The organism is Sphingomonas phyllosphaerae, assembly GCF_029623345.1.
Taxonomy (GTDB): Bacteria; Pseudomonadota; Alphaproteobacteria; order Sphingomonadales; family Sphingomonadaceae; genus Sphingomonas; species Sphingomonas phyllosphaerae_C.
Window position 1 is genome coordinate 172,298 of sequence record NZ_JAPYKH010000001.1, and the last position, 16,588, is coordinate 188,885.

Below are 16,588 nucleotides of genomic sequence, written 5' to 3' on the forward strand. Positions count from 1 at the left end.
GATTGCGCGACATCGTCGACAATGCGGATCGCATAACTGCTTATGCGACCGGTCTCGACCTAACGGGCTTCGCTGCGGACAGCCGCACGATCGACGCATGCGAGCGTTGCCTAGAGCGCATCGTCGAAGCGGTGGTGAAGCTCGGTCCCGAGCAGTTCGCGGTCATCGCCCCTGACGTGCCGTTTCAGCGTGTGCGCGGGCTCGGCAACGTGCTGCGCCACGCCTATGATGACATCGACCTGACCATCCGGTTCGGGCTGGTCCGCAATGAAGTGCCCGCATTGCGCCACGCGGCGCTCCGCGCGTTGGAGGGCTGATGGCCACCGATACACCGCTCGACCGCTTCAAGTCCGTGCTCGGCGGCGCCGCGCGCGCGCTCTCCGACGAGGCCGAGGTGGAGCTCGCCTTCACCGCCGACGCGCCGGCGCAGTCGGGCAAGCACCTGCGCGTGCCGATGCCGGCGCGGACCTTGCCCGCCGACCAGGTCGCCGAGGCGCGCGGCTTTGCCGACTCGTTCGCGCTGCGGTTGCGCCACCACGACACCGCGCTGCACGCGCGCGGCGCGCCCGACGACGCCACCGCCCGCGGCGTCTACGACGCGATCGAGGACGCGCGCGTCGAGGCGCTCGGCAGCCGCGGCTATCAGGGGATCACCGCCAATCTCGCCACCGCGCTCGACGTGCGGCTGCGCGCCGATCCGATCCTGCGCGCGCGCAACCGCAGCGAGGTGCCGCTCGCCACCGCGCTCGGCCTGATGGTGCGCGAGGCGCTCACCGGCGAGCGCCCGCCAGCGGTGACTGAGCCCGGCTTGGCGCTGGTCCGCGACTGGGTCGAGCAGCGCGCCGATCTCGCCGCGCTGGCGCTGGCGCTCGACGATCAACGTGCCTTTCAGGGGCTCGCGCGCAAGCTGCTTGAGGATCTCGAGCTGGTCGAAGGCGATCGCACGCCCGAGGAGAGCGACGAGGGCGGCGACGAGGAAGAGGGCGAGGAGGGGCAGGACACCGATCAGCCCGACGAGGGCGACGCCGAGGGCAGCGAGGGCGAGTCCGAAGTGGAGGCGCGCGGCCAGCAGCGCGACGACGAGTCGAACGAAGGCGAAAGTGAGCAGCTCGAGGGCGATGACCTCGACGACGATGCCGAGGGCGAGCCCGGCGACGACGGCGAGGAGGGGATGCAGCCGGTCCGCCCCAACCGCCCCACCGGCGATCTCGGCCCCGACTTCGACTATCGGGTGTGGACCACCCAGTTCGACGAGGTTATCGCGGCGACCGACCTGTGCGACAGCGACGAGCTGGCGCGGCTGCGCGGCTACCTCGACCAGCAGCTGGTGCACCTGCAATCGGCGGTGTCGCGACTGGCCAACCGCTTGCAGCGGCGGCTGATGGCGCAGCAGTCGCGCTCGTGGGACTTCGACCAGGACGAGGGCCTGCTCGACGCTGCGCGGCTGGCGCGCGTGGTGGTCAATCCGACTCAGTCGCTGAGCTACAAGGTGGAGCGCGACACCGAGTTCCGCGACACGGTGGTGACGCTGCTGATCGACAATTCGGGCTCGATGCGCGGCCGCCCGATCTCGATCGCGGCGATCAGCGCCGACATCCTGGCGCGCACGCTCGAGCGCTGCGGCGTCAAGACCGAGATTCTTGGTTTCACCACGCGCGCCTGGAAGGGCGGACAAAGTCGCGAGACCTGGCTCGCCGCTGGCCGTCCGCCACAGCCCGGCCGTCTCAACGACGTGCGCCACATCGTCTACAAGAAGGCGGACGAGCCGTGGCGGCGCGCCCGCAACGCGCTCGGGCTGATGATGCGCGAGGGACTGCTCAAGGAGAATATCGACGGCGAGGCGCTGCTGTGGGCGCATGCGCGGATCGTCGCGCGGCCCGAGGAGCGGCGCATCCTGATGGTGATCTCGGACGGCGCGCCGGTCGACGATTCGACGCTGAGCGTCAACACCGGCTCCTACCTGGAGCGCCACCTGCGTCAGGTGATCGGCTGGATCGAGAAGAAGTCCTCGGTCGAGCTGGTCGCGATCGGCATCGGCCACGACGTCACGCGCTATTACAGCCGCGCCGTGACGATCATGGACGCGGAGCAGCTCGGCGGCACGATCATCGAGCAGCTCGCCGCGCTGTTCGACGCCGAGTGATCGCGCGCGCGCCGGGGGGCTTCATCGGCCCGGTCAAGCGGTCGATCACGATCGCGGGGCACCAGACCTCGATCAGCCTCGAGCCGGTGTTCTGGTCGGCACTCGAGCGCGCCGCGACGGCGCGTCGGCTGCCGCTCTCCGCGCTGGTGGCGCAGGTGGACGCGCTCCGCGTGAGCGAGCCTGAGCCGGCAAACCTCGCCAGCGCGCTGCGGACGTGGTTGATGGTCGAGGCGGGAGGCGTCGAGCGAGACGAGTGAGCGCGAGGCGCGCGCGATGTCTCAGGTGCTCAGCCACTTGCTCATCAGCACGCGTGGCATGTCCTCGTAGCCGAGCTGCTCGTAGAAGGGCACGACCGTGGCGTTGGCCTCGCGCACCATGAGCTGCACCTTGACGACGCCTTGAACGCGAAGCCACGCTTCGCCGGCCACGACGATGCTGCTGCCTAGACCCTCGCCGCGGCGCTCGGGCGCGCACGCGACGTAATAGAGCCATCCGCGATGACCGTCATGGCCGACCATCGCGCTGGCGACGATCAGGTCGTCCGCGTGCGCGACCAGCACCGTGGAGGCAGGCCCGCCAATCGCGAAGCGGAAGTCGCTGACGGGATCGTTGTGAGGCGCGACTAGGCCGCAGGCGCGCCAGAGCGCGAGGACCTGGTGTTCGTCCTCTGCCGTGGCGTCGCGGATGTCGATGGGCATCGCCACCGTGTAGCCGAGACGCGCCGCTCCCCCAAGCGACGGCGGTCCACGATCACCCCGGCTTGCCAGCGCGACCGTCTCCGCCTAGGGCGGGCGCAATCGCAAGGACCCGGTGAGAACCCGGGTGGCTCTTCCGGCCGCCGATCCGCCGGACAACACAACGCACCGAACTTCTCGCGCCCGCGCTGGCGCCGCGTGCCCTGTTGTGGAATTTTCGATGACTCCTGCCTTCTCAACCTACCGCCGCCAGTGGTTCACTGACGGCGTCGCCGCCCGCCGTGACGTGCTCGCGGGCATCGTCGTCGCGCTCGCGCTCATCCCCGAGGCGATCGGCTTCTCGATCATCGCGGGGGTCGACCCGCGCGTCGGGCTCTATGCCTCGGTCGCGATCGCGATGACGATCGCGCTGATCGGCGGCCGGCCCGGCATGGTCTCCGCCGCCACCGCCGCGGTCGCGGTCGTGGTCGGGCCGCTCGTGCGCGCGCACGGTGTCGATTATCTGTTCGCGGCGACGATCCTGATGGGGCTGATCCAAATCGCCGCTGGGCTATTGCGGCTGGAACTGGTCATGCAGTTCGTCTCGCGCTCGGTCATCACCGGCTTCGTCAACGCGCTCGCGATCCTGATCTTCCTCGCGCAGCTGCCGCAGCTCACCGGCGTGAGCTGGGCGAGTTACGCGCTGGTCGCGGGTGGGCTCGCGATCATCTACGGGCTGCCGCGGTTGACCCGCGCGGTGCCGTCACCATTGGTCGCGATCTTGGTCCTCAGCGGGCTCAACGTGGCGCTCGCTCTCCCGGTCGCCACGGTGGGGGACATGGGCCGGCTGCCCGAGGGGCTGCCCAGCTTGGCGCTGCCGCAGGTGCCGCTCACGCCCGACACGCTGCGGATCATCCTGCCGTATGCGCTGACGATGGCGGCGGTCGGGCTGCTCGAGTCGCTGCTGACCGCGCAGATCGTCGACGACATGACCGACACCGAGAGCGACAAGCGCCGCGAGTGCGCGGGGCAGGGCGGCGCCAATATCGTCGCGGCGTTGTTCGGCGGCATGGGCGGCTGCGCGATGATCGGTCAGTCGGTGATCAACGTCACCTCGGGTGGGCGCGGGCGATTGTCGACCTTCGTCGCGGGCGCCTTCCTGTTGTTCCTGCTCGCGGTGCTCGGGCCCTGGGTCGGGCGCGTGCCGATGCCGGCGCTGGTGGCGGTGATGATCATGGTGTCGATTGGCACGTTCAGCTGGAACTCGATCCCCAACTTGCGCCGGCACCCGCCGACCTCGTCGGTGGTGATGATGGTGACGGTCGTCGTAGTGGTGGCAACGCGCGACCTCTCGCTCGGCGTGCTGGCCGGCGTGCTGCTGTCGGGCATCTTCTTCGCGGGCAAGGTGCAGCGGCTGTTCGCGGTGGAGCGCCTCGGGACGGGTGAGCAGGCGACCTATCGCGTGACGGGTGAGATCTTCTTCGCCTCGGTCGAGCGCTTCACCCGCGCCTTCCAGGCGGAGGACAGCGCGCGCCACGTCACGATCGACGTGGGGGGTGCGCATTTCTGGGACATCTCGGGGATAGCAGCGCTCGACAAGGTCGTTGCGCGGCTGCGGCGTGACGGCCGCGTCGTCGAGGTGACCGGCTACAACCGCGCCAGCGCCGACCTCGTCGACCGCTTCGCGCTACACGACAAGACCGGGGTAGAGCTGGGCGTCGTGCCGCACTGCGGAGCCGGAAATCCCTCCTTGTAAGGGGAAGTGGCAGGCGCAGGCCCGACAGAGGGGTGACGCGGCCGGCGAGGGTCGGTGGACTCACCAGCGCCGACACCCCTCCGTCGCGTTTCGCGCGCCACCTTCCGGTGCAGAAGAGGGACCTCAGGCGTCCGCGGCCCCTACCGACCCAGCAGCACGCGTGCCTGGCTCGCAATTTGCGCCAGCATCGCCGCGTTCGGCGCCTGTGCGTTGCGCGCGCGGTCGATCACCGCGCGGAACTGCGCGACTCGCGTGCCGTTGCGCGCGAGCCAGTCGGCCACCAGCGCCTCCGGATCGCCCGCGCCGCCGCGGCCGAGGAAGTCGAGGCGCAGCTGCTGAAAGTCGCGCGCCAGCCCGGCGATCAGCAGCCGCTCCCATGGATCGCTCGGCGAAATGCGCGTCGCGGTTGACTGCGCCCAATCCAACCCCAGCGCCTGGCCAAGCCGGGTGAAGGCGCGCGCCAGCCGGGTCTCCGCGATACCTGCGCGCTCGCCCAGGTCGGCGAGGCCGATCGCGCCGTCCAGTTCGAACAGCCGCACTACGCGCGCGGCCAATTCGTGCGGCGCGCCGGCCTGCTCGAGCGTGTCGGCGATGCGGCGCGAGTGCGCGCGTGCCTCGTCGAGCAGCAGCTCGCCCGCGGCTGCGTCGAGCCGCTCGATCCCGCCCGACAGTCGCGCCAGCACCGCTGAAGGCGGCGTCGCCGGGCCGGTGATCCGCAGCAGGTCGGCGACCTGCGAGCGCACGGCCACCGCCACTTCGTCGAACAGCGCGATGCGCCCGCTCTCCGGCATCGCGGTCGTCTCGATCGCCTGCCACAGCGCCGCGAGGCCGAACTGGCGCTCCACCACGACGAACATTGCCGCGATGTCGGCGAGCGTCGCGCCTTCCTCCTCGGCCAGCTCGAAGGGATGCAGGATGCCGATCCGATTGATGATGCGGTTGGCCAGCTTGGTGGCGACGATCTGCGGGCGCAGGCGATGCGCGTCGATCGCCGCGGCGAAGCGCCCGCGCATTGCCGGTGGGAAGGCGGCGTGAAGGTCTTCCGCCAGCGCCGGGTCATCTCCCAGCGCCGAATGCTCGATCGCGTCCTGCAGCGCGAGCTTGGCGGTGGCGAGCAGCACCGCCAGCTCGGGGCGGGTGAGCCCGCGCGAGTCGCTGCCGCGGCGGAGCAGGTCGATGTTGCTGCCGAGCCCCTCGACGCGGCGGTCGAGCCGGCCACTCTCCTCGAACACCTCGATCAGGCGGACGTAGCTCGGCAGCGCCTGTACCCCGCCGCCCTCCGCGATCGACAGCGCTAGCGTCTGGAGCCGGTTGTCCTCCAGCACCAGCCGCGCGACATCGTCGGTCATTGCGCCGAGCAACGCGTTGCGGTCGTCGAACGCCAGTCGGCCCTCGATCATCTCGCGGTTGAGCGCGATCTTGATGTTGACCTCATTGTCCGAACAGTCGACGCCCGCCGAATTGTCGATGAAGTCGGTGTTGATCCGGCCCCCCCGCGCGGCGAAGGCGATGCGCGCCGCCTGTGTGACGCCAAGGTTGGCACCCTCGCCGATCGCGGTGGCGCGCAGCTCCTCGGCGTCGACGCGGAGGCGGTCGTTGGCGGGATCACCGACGGTGGCGTTGTTCTCGGCCGCGGCCTTCACGTAGGTGCCGATGCCGCCGAACCAGATCAGGTCGACCGGGCTCTTGAGGATCGCCGAGATCAGCGCGGTCGGCTCGAGCCGCTCCGCGGTGATGCCGAGCGCGGCGCGCACCTCGGGCGAGAGCGGAATCGACTTCATGTCGCGCGCGAACACGCCGCCGCCCGGCGAGATCAGCGCGGTGTCGTAATCGGCCCAGCTCGACCGCGGTAGCGCGAACAGGCGATCGCGCTCGGCCCAGCTCGCCGCCGCGTCCGGATCGGGGTCGAGGAAGATATGGCGGTGGTCGAAGGCGGCGACCAGCCGGATCGCCTCGGACAGCAGCATGCCGTTGCCGAACACGTCGCCCGACATGTCGCCGCAGCCGACGACGCGGATCGGCTGCGTCTGCACGTCGAGCCCACGCTCGGCGAAGTGGCGCTGCACCGAGACCCAGGCGCCCTTGGCGGTGATCCCCATCGCCTTGTGGTCATAGCCCTGGCTGCCGCCGCTGGCGAAGGCGTCGCCGAGCCAGAAGCCGCGCTCCAGCGCGATCGCGTTGGCGACGTCGCTGAAGGTCGCGGTGCCCTTGTCGGCGGCGACGACGAAATAGGGGTCCTCGCCGTCGTGCACGATTACGCCGTCGGGATGCACTACCTCGCCGCCGACGATGTTGTCGGTGATCGACAGCAGGGTGCGGATGAAGATGCGATACGCCTCGGTGCCCTCCGCCAGCCACGCGTCGCGGTTGCCCGGGGCGGGCAATTGCTTGGCGTAGAAGCCGCCCTTGGCGCCGGTCGGCACGATCACTGCGTTCTTGACGCGTTGCGCCTTCATCAGGCCGAGGATTTCGGTGCGGAAATCATCGCGCCGGTCGGACCAGCGCAGCCCGCCTCGCGCGACCGGGCCGGCGCGCAGGTGGATGCCCTCGACCCGCGGCGAATAGACCCACACCTCGCGCCACGGCAGCGGCGCGGGCAGGCCGGGGATCTTGGCGCTGTCGAGCTTGAACGCCAGCGCCTCGTTCGCCGCCTCGGTATAAGCGTTGGTGCGCAGCGTCGCGTCGATCACCGCGCGGAAGGCGCGCAGGATGCGGTCGTCGTCGATCCCCGTGACCGCGTCGAGCCCGGCGTCGATCGCGGCGGCAGCGGCCTCGGCGTCGCCGATGCGCGCGGGATCGTGGCGCGCGGCGAACAGGTCGACCAGCGCCTTGGTCACGCTGCGCGCGCGCGTCAGCGTCTCCACCACCGTGGCCATGCCGTAGCTCATCCCGGCCTGGCGCAGGTAGCGGAACCAGGCGCGGAACAGCACCACCGCCGACGGCGACAGGCCGGCCTCGAGCATCAGCCGGTTGAAGCCGTCGTCCTCGGCGCGGCCCTCGAGCACCTGCGCGAGCGCCTCTTGCAGCGTGTCCGCCGCGGCGAGCACCGCGGGCACGTCGGCGGCGGTCTCCAGCGTGAAGTCGTGGATCGAGGAGCGCTCCTCGTCGGTCAGCCCGGTCGGCATCTCCTCGATCACGCGGAAGCCGAAATGTTCGAGCGCGGGCACCGCGTCGGACAGCGCCAGCGGCCCGCCCTGACGATAGACCTTGAGGTGGAGCATGCCGTCACCACCAGCGGTGAAGCGCACCTCACGGTCGGCGTCGTCGACCAGATTGGCGATCGCGACGATGTCGCGCGCCGCCTCATCGGGCGTGGCGCCGGTGCGATAGCGCGGGGGGAAGGCGGCGGCGTGGCGCAGCGCCAGCCGGGCCGCGCGCGCCGGCCCCACCTCGTCGGCAAGCGCCGCTTCGATCGAGGGGGCCCAGCCACGCACCATCTTCTCCAGCCGCGCGTCGAGCAGCGCGGCGTCGGGCAGGCGGCCGGCACCGCGCAAATCGATGGTGTAGCGCAGCAGCGCGGTGCGGCTGTCCTCGACGCTGGTATTCCAGTTGAGGATCTGGCCATTGGCCTCCTCTGCCAGCATCGCGCCGATCGCGACGCGGCGCGCGGTGGTCATCTCGTCTCGCGGCAGCCAGACGAAGGCGTAGAGGTGGCGCCCGAGCGGGGAGCGCGCCAGCACCAGCTTGGGGCGCGGCCGGTCGGCGAGGCTCATCGCGGTGAGCGCCAGCTCCTCCATCCCCGCGGCGTCGACGGCGATCATCAGGTCGTGCGGCAGCGTCGCGATCGCGTGGGTCAGCGCCTTGCCGGTATGGCCGGCGGGATCGAAGCCGAACTTGGCCTCGCTCGCCGCCAGCCGCTGACGCAGCACGGGCACGCTGCGCGGCGGCGCGTTGAGCGCGGCCGAGGTCCACAGCCCGGCGTGGATCGACAGGCCCGTCACGTGGCCCGCGGTGGCAAGCGGCACCACCAGCAGGTCGAGCGGGACGCGGCGGTGCACCGGCGAGATCAGGCTCGATTTGAGCAACAACGGCGCGGCGTTGCCGGCAGTGAAATACTCTACCGCGAGCCGACGCGAGCGCTCCGCGAGCAGCGGCACCTCATGCTCGTTGCGCGCGATGCCGAGCGGCGCGGCCGGATCGGCGTGGCCATCGACGTGCCAGCGCTCGTGACCGAGCAGCGTGAAGTGACGGTCGAGGAACCAGCGCAGCAGGTTGGCGCCCTCGGGATCGTGCCCGGTGTCGTCGAGCATGCCCGCGTCGGCGGCGAGCGCGGCCTGCATCTGGCGCCAGTCGCCGACCGCCACGCGCACGTCGCGCAGCAGCCGCTCGATCTCGTCGGTCAGCGCGCGACGATCCTTGGCGTCGACGCGCTCGAGCTCGACGTAGATCATCGACTCGGCCTGGCCGCCGGCCTCCTCGATCGCGGTGAGCGTGCCATTGGCGTCGCGCGAGACGCGGATCACCGGGTGGATCACGCGATCGACCGCGATGTCGCGGTCGCCGATCGCGGCGGCGACCGAGTCGACCAGGAAGGGCATGTCGTCGTTGACGATGGCAAGCCGCATGCGGCGCCGCGCGCCGTCGCCGGGCAACTGCTCCAGCGCGAGCGCGGCGGTGCCGGGCGCGCGCTGCGCCGCGGTCTCGGCCAGGAAGGCGGCGGCTTCGGCCTGCTTGTCCTCGCCGAAGCCGGCGATCTCGCCGGGAAGCGCGCGATGGGTGAGCCGCGCCGCGAGCGCGGCAGACAGTTTCTGCAGAGACTTCTCGACCATGACCCGCGCTATGCGCCGGGCGGCGACGCGGCTCAACCCCGCCGGGGGAAGGAACAGCTGATGCGGAGCGAGCAGTCCGTCGCAAATTTCCGGCGTCATCCTGAGCTTGTCTCAGGATCCACCGACCCGCCAGCGCGGCTGCCGGCAAGTGTGCCGCACCTTAAATCCCCAATCGAGTTCGGGATGACGGCAGATAGTCAGGCGACGTCTGAAGCGGCTTTGCCCGAGCCTGAGTAGCGATGTCGTGGTCGAGAAAGCGCCGCCCTCAGCCGAGCCGCCGCAGCACCTGCTCCGCCAGCCGGGCATCGTCACTGACGGTCCCGATCACCACGATCCCGCCCGCGACGGCACGGCCGAGCAGCACCACGGGTTCGCCCTCGGCGAGGCCGCTGTCGAGCGCGAGCTCGGCCAGCGGCGCGCGCGCTGCGATTGCCGGCACCAGCCGCGGCGTAGCACGCGCGACCGGCCGGCGCGCGGCGCGCTCGTCGGCGACCACCCGCTTGATCCCGCCCTCGGTTGATTCGAGCAAGCCGGCCAGCTCACCCTCGGCGACGCCGCTGCGCGCGGCCCAGGCGAGGACCGTCGCCAGCTCGGTCAGCCGCGTCTTGTCGTAATCGGTGCCGAAGATCAGCTTGGCGATCGCGGTCATCGGCGCGCGCGCCTGCACCTTGATCGCTGCCTCGTCGAGAATCGCGGCGAGTCGCTCGGGAGCATCAGCGGCAGCCAGCGCGAAGTCGTGCGCGCGGCCGAGCGCGCGGTACAGCGCGGCGTGGCTGCGCGTCGCGGCGGCGCGCGCCGACGCCGCGCTCTCCCGCGCGGCGGCGAGCCGGTCGTCGAGCGAGGCGGCGGGGGCGGCCTCGGGCCAGGGCAGTGCGTCGAACTCGGCGTCGGCGTGTGGCCCGTCGGCCCAGGCGGCGGCGGGGACCGGGTCATGGCGCGGCGCCCGCGCCACCGATAGCTCGCGGTCGAGCGCGGCCTGGTGATCGGCAGTGACCAGCTCCTTCCAGTTGATCACGCCGTAGATGAAGTCGATCGACGCGCCGTCCGAGGAGAAGGGCATCAGGATGCCGCGGTACAATGTGGCGTGGCCGCGCGTGCCGACGAACTCAGCCTCGAAGCCGATCGGCGCCTGGTTGGCGATGATCTGGAGGTAATGGTCGGTCAGCCGCGACAGCAGCGAGCGCGCGGGGACGTCGCTGATCCGCGCGATCGTCTGGTCCGCGCCGCACTCGTCACGCAGCGCGCGGCCGATGAACTGGACAGACGGGTCGTCCACGCCCGCAGAGAAGTCGAGCAGCACGCTGTTGGCGCCGAAGTCGGCGATGCTGGCAGGCTCGAGGTCGGCAATGGCGGGATAGGGCCGTTCGCCGAGCAGCGAGACCCAATGATTATAGGCGCGCACGTGCATGCGCCGCTCGTCGCCGCCGATCGCGAGCACCGCCTCGCCGACGCCGCCCTCGGTCGGGTCGAGGTCATGGCGGAGGTCGTCGTAACCGCGCGGCGTGTCCATGCTCATCGTCCCAGTGAGGCCTGCAGAGTCGGCCTGTCACGCCCGATCTGCACCACGGATGGTAAACTCCGCGTAAAGTCCGGAAGCGCTTGCCACGTCCGGGACCCGCTGCTAAGCGCGCGCTCCACGATGCGGCGCTCTCGGGCGCGATCGGGCCGCTTTAGCTCAGTTGGTAGAGCACATCATTCGTAATGATGGGGTCACAGGTTCGAGTCCTGTAAGCGGCACCAGCTTTTCTCGTTCTCATTGAGACATTTAGGCCTCCTCGTCGTCGGTCGCGGCAGCGATTGCTCCGGTGCAGTTCCGGTGCAGCGCTCCAGGCGCGACGTGCTCCAGCTCGGCGATGATGCTGGTCAAGGCACTCACCACCGTGGAACTCGCCGATCGCGTAGGTCTCGGTCTGGCCCGAGGCGCGGTGGCCGATGAAGCCTTCCAGGTACCAGCGCGCGGCGCCGCGGTTGCGCGCCAGCGTCGCCAGGCTGTGCCGCAGCAGGTACGGGCGCCACTCGCGGCCGCTCGGCAGGCCCAGCTCGGCCAGCATCGTCGCCCAGGCGCGATCGACGTCCTTCACCAGGCGACCGTAGTGATTGACCAGCCAGCCGCGGCCGATGCGCGCGGCCTCGGGCAGCGCCCGATCGTCGGCCCATTCCGCATTGTTGGTCAGCTCGGCGAGCGCCACGATCGGGCTATTGCCGTCGCGGTACGCCTGCTTCAGCGCGGCGGGCAGGTCGACGCCCATCTCCTGAAAGTTCTTGATCGTCTGCGGCGTGTTGATCTTCTGGAGGATCTTGGCGAGGTTGATCGCGGCGGGCTCGGCCTGCCCGGCGCCCTTGTAAGTGATCTGCAACGCCGCGGAGAGATCGGCCACGGCCTTGATGCCGTTCTGCCCGAGCGCCAGGTAGGCCGCCGAGAGCTGTGGGAAATAGCGGGCCAGGTCCTTGATGCCGAAGGCGCCGTTCTTGCCCGCGCGCGCCATCGCGTTGATCGCGCGCTCGGTGTCTTCGAGCTTGAGGACGAGGCCGCCGCCCTCGGCGTCGTAGACGAGTTCGGCGCCGTCGGACCAGGTGATCAGGTCGCGTCTGTCGCTGGCGGGGGCGGAGTGTGCGTCGCTGAACAGGTCGGGCAGGACGAGCCCGCTCCCGACGTCGCCTTCAGGGCAGAGCAGCAGGACCTGCTCGCCCGCGAGCGGGGGCGACCAGACGCGCGTCGCGGCCGCGCGCGGCGTGAGCCAGGGCAGGTCGCCGGTGACGAGGTCGCCGACGCGCACGCGACAGCTGGCGTGCGCGAGATCGACCGGCTCGACCGCGCCGAGCTGGAGCAGGTTGCCGAACAGGCGGCGCGGGTCGGAGAGCGCGGTCACGGTGCGGGATCGTGCCAGCGTCAGCGGCGCGGTGCGCGGGGGCGTGCCTGTGGGAGAAGGATGCCACAGGAGTGTGCCCCAGCGCCAACGGCCCGCCACGTCAGAAAGCCCGCGTCACTCCGATCTCCCCCGCCACGCGGCGATAGCTGTACAGGCCCACGCTCGAGCTGTTCCGCTCGAGGGTCAGCCGTAGCAGCGGGGCGAAGTTGTGCACCGCGAGCTGGCGGAGGGTCGCGCCGGCCGAGCTGGTCACCAGCCACTCGCGGCGCCGGTCCGGGAACAGGAAGAGGCGCTCGTCACCCTCCAGGCGGCTCAGCCCGGTGTTCACGAAAACGGTGGTCTTGCCCAGCTCCTGCCACGCGGAGAGGCTGAGGCCGCCCGACACGGTGGCGTAACCAGGATCGCGCGCGGTCTGGCGATAGCCGGACAGCGTGGCGCCGAAACCCGCGCGCGGGCTTGTCGCCTGCTCGTAGCCGAGCGAGGCGTCGAACAGGCCGCCGTCCTGGAGATCGTTGAGGCGGTAGTCGCTCGCCGCCGCGCCGCCGTGAACGAAGAGCTGCGCCCGCCGGCCGAGCGGGTGAAGCCAGTCGAGCGCCCCGCTGATGGTGCGCGCGTAAGGCGCGCCGCGGTACCAGCGCTGTGTCACGCCGCCGGACGGGCTCCAGCGATCGCCGCCGTGACGCCACTCCAGCCCGAGCAGGGCCGAGGCGGAGACGTCGTTGAAGCGGGAGTCGCGGTACAGGCTGCCCAGCATCGCGGCTCGCGGCAGGAGCGACAGGTTGGATGAGAGCGGCACGCGCGCGAAGCCCTGACCCGCGAGGCGGACGCCCAGACCCGACCGGGCGCGCGCGTCGCGCGACAGGGTCAGCGGGGCGATGACCGTGTCGAGCGTCCGCGCCTGGGTCGCACGATTGACGTTGGTGTCGGGCGCCAGCGCAACCTGGATCGACCCGCCGAAGGGTTGCGTGGAGCGCAGCGCGCGCGCGAACTGGTCGACCAGCACGGCCACGTCGTCGGGCAGGCCCGCGGCCCGCGCCTGGCGGACGGCGCGTCGCGCACCGCTCTCGTCGCCGAGCTGCGCCAGCACCCTTGCCAGCTCGAGGCGCACGCGCGCTGCCCCCGGCTTCTCGTCGAGCAAGGCACGGAACGTCGCCGCGGCCTCGGCGAGACGGCGCTCGTCGGCGAGCAGCAGGCCTTTGCGGAACCGCGCTTCGGCGCGGACGTCCGCGTTGGCGTCGCGCGCCAGCGCGTCGTACAGCACCAGCGCCTGATCGGCGTGCCCCGCGGCACGCGCGCGATCCGCCAGAGCGAACAAGTCGACCGCCGACAACTTATCGACGCGGCTCTGCGCCACATCCGCGGAGAACGCGAGCGGGGTGGCCGCGGCGATCGCCGCGATCACCAGCAGCGGCGACATCACTGTCGCTTGGCTGCGGCTACGCCCGTGATCGACGTTCCCGCGCCCGGCGTACCCTGCGGGACGTTCAACGAGAAGGGACCGGCGATCTCGTCGCCGTCGGGGCCGAAAAACCGCGTCTCCAACTGGCCCGCCGCCTGGCCACCCTTGTTCAGCGTGAAGGTGGAGCCGGCGGCGTAGCCGGCGAGCTTGCCCGTGAAGTCGAAGCTGCCGAAGTCGACCGTCGCGCCGCCGCTGCTCGGCGCGCCCGTCATCGCGAGCGCACCCGACAGGCTCTGCGCGGAGAAGTCGACGTCGAACGTCGACGTGCCCTTCACCGCCAAAATGGCGTTGTTCTGATTGCCCGAGCCGTAGACGACACCCTCGTAGTGCCCGGTGCCGGTCTTGCCCGACAACAGCCGGGCAGGCGTCTCCAGCCCATAAGCGAACCATTGATTTACCGGCGTCGGGCCGCCGTACTGCGACGTCAGCGTCGACCAATGGCCGAAGCTGGCGTAGGTGAGGGCGAGTTCGGTGTTGACCGCACCAGGCTTGTACAACTCCAGCGTGACGTCCTGCGTCTCGAACGAGCCCGCGAAGGACTTGCGGTAGGTCGTGAAATTCGGATCGGTGCTGGCGACCTTGTCGTTGATGGTGAACTGACCGCCGTTATACGCGGACGTCGGCGGTGAGTAGGTAAAGGTCTCGCTGTTCTGCCAGTTCATCTGACCGACGCTGTTGGACCCGAACTGGGTATAGAAGAGCTGCGACTGCGTCAGGTTGGTCAGCGTCAGATTGTCGGCCTCGGCGTCGCTGCGCGGCCCCCAGAACGAGCCGGCGACCGCCGTGCCGTCTTTGCCACCGGTAAACGATGCGCCGACTTCCTCCGCGGCTGGACCGTAGAACCGGCCCGAGAGCGACCCGCCGATCGAACCGTTGGAGCTTCCCAGCAGCACGTTGCCGGTGAAGGTCCCGTTGCTGTTCAGGTGGCCGCCCGAGATCATCTCGATGCCACCTCCGACAGTGCCGTTGCCGCTGGTCACCTCATACTCGGTGACATAGGCCTGAGCGGAAAAGACCCCGGCGCCAAAGTCGGTGCTGAATTTGCCGGCACCTTGGAACTGCCGGGGTTGATACCCGGGGAAGGTCGACAAGCCGAAGACCTCGATGTCGAAGGCAGCCGTGCCGGTGCGGGGAACGGCGCCTGCCGGCGTGTTCTGGCCGTAAGTGAACGTGCCGAACAGCGTGTCCTGCTGCGTGTCCGACAGGCTGTTACGCTGCCAGAACCCCGCCCCGACATATTTGCTAGGCGGGCCTCCCGAGTAAGGCGACTTGATCAGGGTCAATCGGTCACGGGTGCTGCCCACCTTGAGATAAGCGGTGTCAAAGTCGTCGCTCGACTGGACGTCGCCAGGACCGAATGCTTGGGTGAAGTCGGGAGAGGACAGAGAATAGCTCTGCGTTGCCGCATCGTAGGCGACCGTCAAGGTCGTCCCCTGCGGCCCGGCGTTGATCGCCGTCGACGTTTTCAGATCAATGAGGACTGACTCGGATGCCGCATCGCTCACGAAGGTCTGGCTGACCTGGAGGTCTGTCACCGTCGTGTTCGTTGCGGGGGGTGTCGGCTCCGGCGTCGGCGTCGGCGTTGGCGTCGGTGCAGGCGTCGGTGTCGGTGCAGGCGTCGGTGTCGGTGTCGGTGCAGGCGTTGGTGTCGGCGCAGGCGAAGGTGTGGGCGTGGGTGCAGGCGTGGGCGTGGGCGTGTTGGATCCACCGCCGGCGGTCGGCGGAGATGATCCGGCACTCCCAACCCCGCCACCGGAACCGCCGCAGGCAGACAACATCACGCAGGCCGCCACAGGCAGCACGATAACCTTACGCATTCACAAATCCCCCGAGTCACGCTGACGATAGCCGGGCAGATGTGATCGTCAAGTTGATGACACACCGTTTTGAATGCGGGATGAGCCGAGCAAGGACGATTTGAGCGCGGCTGCCTTATCAATCTCGTCAATTCTTGTCGTCTGTGACATTTGTGGCGCCGATCACCCCCAGTGCGATCTTGTGCGCGACGCCGCGCGCCACCTCGTCGACCCGCGTCGCCGTCACGGCAGCGTCGTAGCCGTCGCCCGCGTCTAAGCAGGCATTGACCGGTCGTTCATGACGCACCCCATCCTGCTCGAACACGACGGCTACGGTGCGCGTGGCCGGTTCGTCGGTCCCGATAATGATTTTCACGTTACCTCTCCTGCGAATGGCGATCGTCGCCCACGTCGCAGCGCGCGAGCTGGCGCGGCGTCATCGTCGCCAGCGCCGCCTCGAGCCGCTCGGAGGCGCCGCTCGTCCACGGTCGCGCAGCGTCGCTCGACCGCGGCGCGGCGCTCGCTCGTCGCGGCGATGTCGCGCACGTCGTTGAGCTGGCGCCACAGCGGCGCGACCGCGAGGATCCGTCGTGCCGCCTCCTGCTTCACCGCGGCGAGCAGCCGCGCGCGCAGCGCCTCGGTCGGCTCAGTCGGGCGGCGCGCGGTCGGCGCGCCGTCGTCGCCGGGGCGGATTACCTTGCCGGCGGACTGCGCCGCGAGCAGCGCCTGGTGCTCCGCCGCGGTGACCGGCACCGCGTCGTCGGGCAGCGCGTTGTGCAGCCGCACGTCGAAGAAGGCGTTGGCGGCGGCGCGGTAGTGGAGCGGCAGCGCGGATCCCTCAATAGCCGATCGCGAGCACGGCGGGCGTGGCGCGCGAGTCGAAGCGATCGAAGACTTGCCGCTCGACCGTCACCCTGTCGCCGAGACGCTCGTGACGAAATAGGCCGAGCGGGAGGGTGCTCCGCCATCGCCCAGCCTCGTCGAGACGCTGGCGTGGAGGCAGCGGTTGGGGAAGGCGATCGGCAGCGTCAGCACCTGCGCGCCGCTCGTCCCGGCGGCCTGCTGCGCGCCGGCGAGCCACTGCAGGATCAGCCCGTTGGGCAGCATGACGTAGCAGTTGT

The 16,588-nt window shown here is 70.3% G+C and carries 12 protein-coding genes, 1 tRNA gene, 1 pseudogene and 1 other annotated feature; of the genes and pseudogenes, 5 read left to right on the plus strand and 9 right to left on the minus strand.

What is annotated here, in order from left to right:
- Window positions 1–2 precede the first annotated feature (2 nt).
- From QBJ89_RS00705 to QBJ89_RS00715, 3 genes are read left to right on the plus strand one after another with little or no spacing between them, the layout of a single operon-like run.
- Complete coding sequence (locus QBJ89_RS00705; protein WP_277978624.1) at window positions 3–317, plus strand: HepT-like ribonuclease domain-containing protein; 315 nt, start codon at window positions 3–5, stop codon at window positions 315–317.
- Window positions 317–2,143 carry a cobaltochelatase subunit CobT gene (cobT, locus tag QBJ89_RS00710; protein ID WP_277978625.1) on the plus strand — a complete coding sequence of 609 codons (1,827 nt, stop codon included), beginning with the start codon at window positions 317–319 and terminating at the stop codon, window positions 2,141–2,143. The genes QBJ89_RS00705 and cobT overlap by 1 nt, the downstream gene beginning before the upstream one ends.
- Window positions 2,140–2,400: a ribbon-helix-helix domain-containing protein gene (locus QBJ89_RS00715; RefSeq protein ID WP_277978626.1), complete on the plus strand. Its 261-nt coding sequence runs from the start codon at window positions 2,140–2,142 to the stop codon at window positions 2,398–2,400. Before cobT ends, QBJ89_RS00715 begins: the two co-directional genes overlap by 4 nt.
- 21 nt (window positions 2,401–2,421) lie before the next feature.
- Here the strand turns inward: QBJ89_RS00715 and QBJ89_RS00720 are convergent, their stop codons facing one another.
- Window positions 2,422–2,841: a GNAT family acetyltransferase gene (locus QBJ89_RS00720; RefSeq protein ID WP_277978627.1), complete on the minus strand. Its 420-nt coding sequence runs from the start codon at window positions 2,839–2,841 to the stop codon at window positions 2,422–2,424.
- A gap of 102 nt (window positions 2,842–2,943) precedes the next feature.
- Window positions 2,944–2,999: a sequence feature (sul1 is cis-regulatory element that is thought to sense ions involved in sulfur or methionine metabolism; They are found in Alphaproteobacteria), on the plus strand.
- A 59-nt stretch (window positions 3,000–3,058) separates the two neighbouring features.
- Between QBJ89_RS00720 and QBJ89_RS00725 the strand changes: the two genes are divergently transcribed.
- The gene (locus QBJ89_RS00725) at window positions 3,059–4,573 is read left to right on the plus strand and encodes a SulP family inorganic anion transporter (protein WP_277978628.1); all 1,515 of its coding nucleotides are present in this window, start codon (window positions 3,059–3,061) and stop codon (window positions 4,571–4,573) included.
- A gap of 140 nt (window positions 4,574–4,713) precedes the next feature.
- Here QBJ89_RS00725 and QBJ89_RS00730 read toward each other — a convergent pair whose 3' ends face one another.
- Window positions 4,714–9,342 (minus strand): NAD-glutamate dehydrogenase, encoded by a 4,629-nt coding sequence (locus tag QBJ89_RS00730; protein WP_277978629.1) that lies wholly within the window; start codon window positions 9,340–9,342, stop codon window positions 4,714–4,716.
- 265 nt (window positions 9,343–9,607) lie between these two features.
- A complete protein-coding gene (locus QBJ89_RS00735; RefSeq protein ID WP_277978630.1) occupies window positions 9,608–10,852 on the minus strand; it encodes a PAS domain-containing protein in 1,245 nt (414 codons plus the stop codon).
- 154 nt (window positions 10,853–11,006) lie between these two features.
- Here QBJ89_RS00735 and QBJ89_RS00740 point away from each other — a divergent pair.
- Window positions 11,007–11,082 (plus strand) — tRNA-Thr (locus QBJ89_RS00740).
- Between the two features lie 788 nt (window positions 11,083–11,870).
- Here the strand turns inward: QBJ89_RS00740 and QBJ89_RS20160 are convergent.
- The 6 genes and pseudogenes from QBJ89_RS20160 to QBJ89_RS00765 form a co-directional block, all read right to left on the minus strand.
- A pseudogene (locus QBJ89_RS20160) lies at window positions 11,871–12,311 on the minus strand (phage baseplate assembly protein V); the annotation flags it as partial.
- A gap of 1 nt (window position 12,312) precedes the next feature.
- Entirely contained in the window at window positions 12,313–13,629 is a 1,317-nt protein-coding gene (locus QBJ89_RS00745) for a surface lipoprotein assembly modifier (protein WP_277978631.1), read from the minus strand.
- The gene (locus QBJ89_RS00750; RefSeq protein WP_277978632.1) at window positions 13,629–15,206 is read right to left on the minus strand and encodes a transferrin-binding protein-like solute binding protein; all 1,578 of its coding nucleotides are present in this window, start codon (window positions 15,204–15,206) and stop codon (window positions 13,629–13,631) included. Before QBJ89_RS00750 ends, QBJ89_RS00745 begins: the two co-directional genes overlap by 1 nt.
- A gap of 409 nt (window positions 15,207–15,615) precedes the next feature.
- On the minus strand, window positions 15,616–15,843 hold the full coding sequence (locus QBJ89_RS00755; RefSeq protein WP_277978633.1) for a hypothetical protein: 228 nt from the start codon (window positions 15,841–15,843) through the stop codon (window positions 15,616–15,618).
- Window positions 15,840–16,253, minus strand: a complete 414-nt coding sequence (locus QBJ89_RS00760; protein ID WP_277978634.1) for a hypothetical protein — start codon at window positions 16,251–16,253, stop codon at window positions 15,840–15,842. Before QBJ89_RS00760 ends, QBJ89_RS00755 begins: the two co-directional genes overlap by 4 nt.
- A 123-nt stretch (window positions 16,254–16,376) precedes the next feature.
- Window positions 16,377–16,574, minus strand: a complete 198-nt coding sequence (locus tag QBJ89_RS00765; RefSeq protein WP_277978635.1) for a gp53-like domain-containing protein — start codon at window positions 16,572–16,574, stop codon at window positions 16,377–16,379.
- Between the last annotated feature and the right edge of the window lie 14 nt (window positions 16,575–16,588).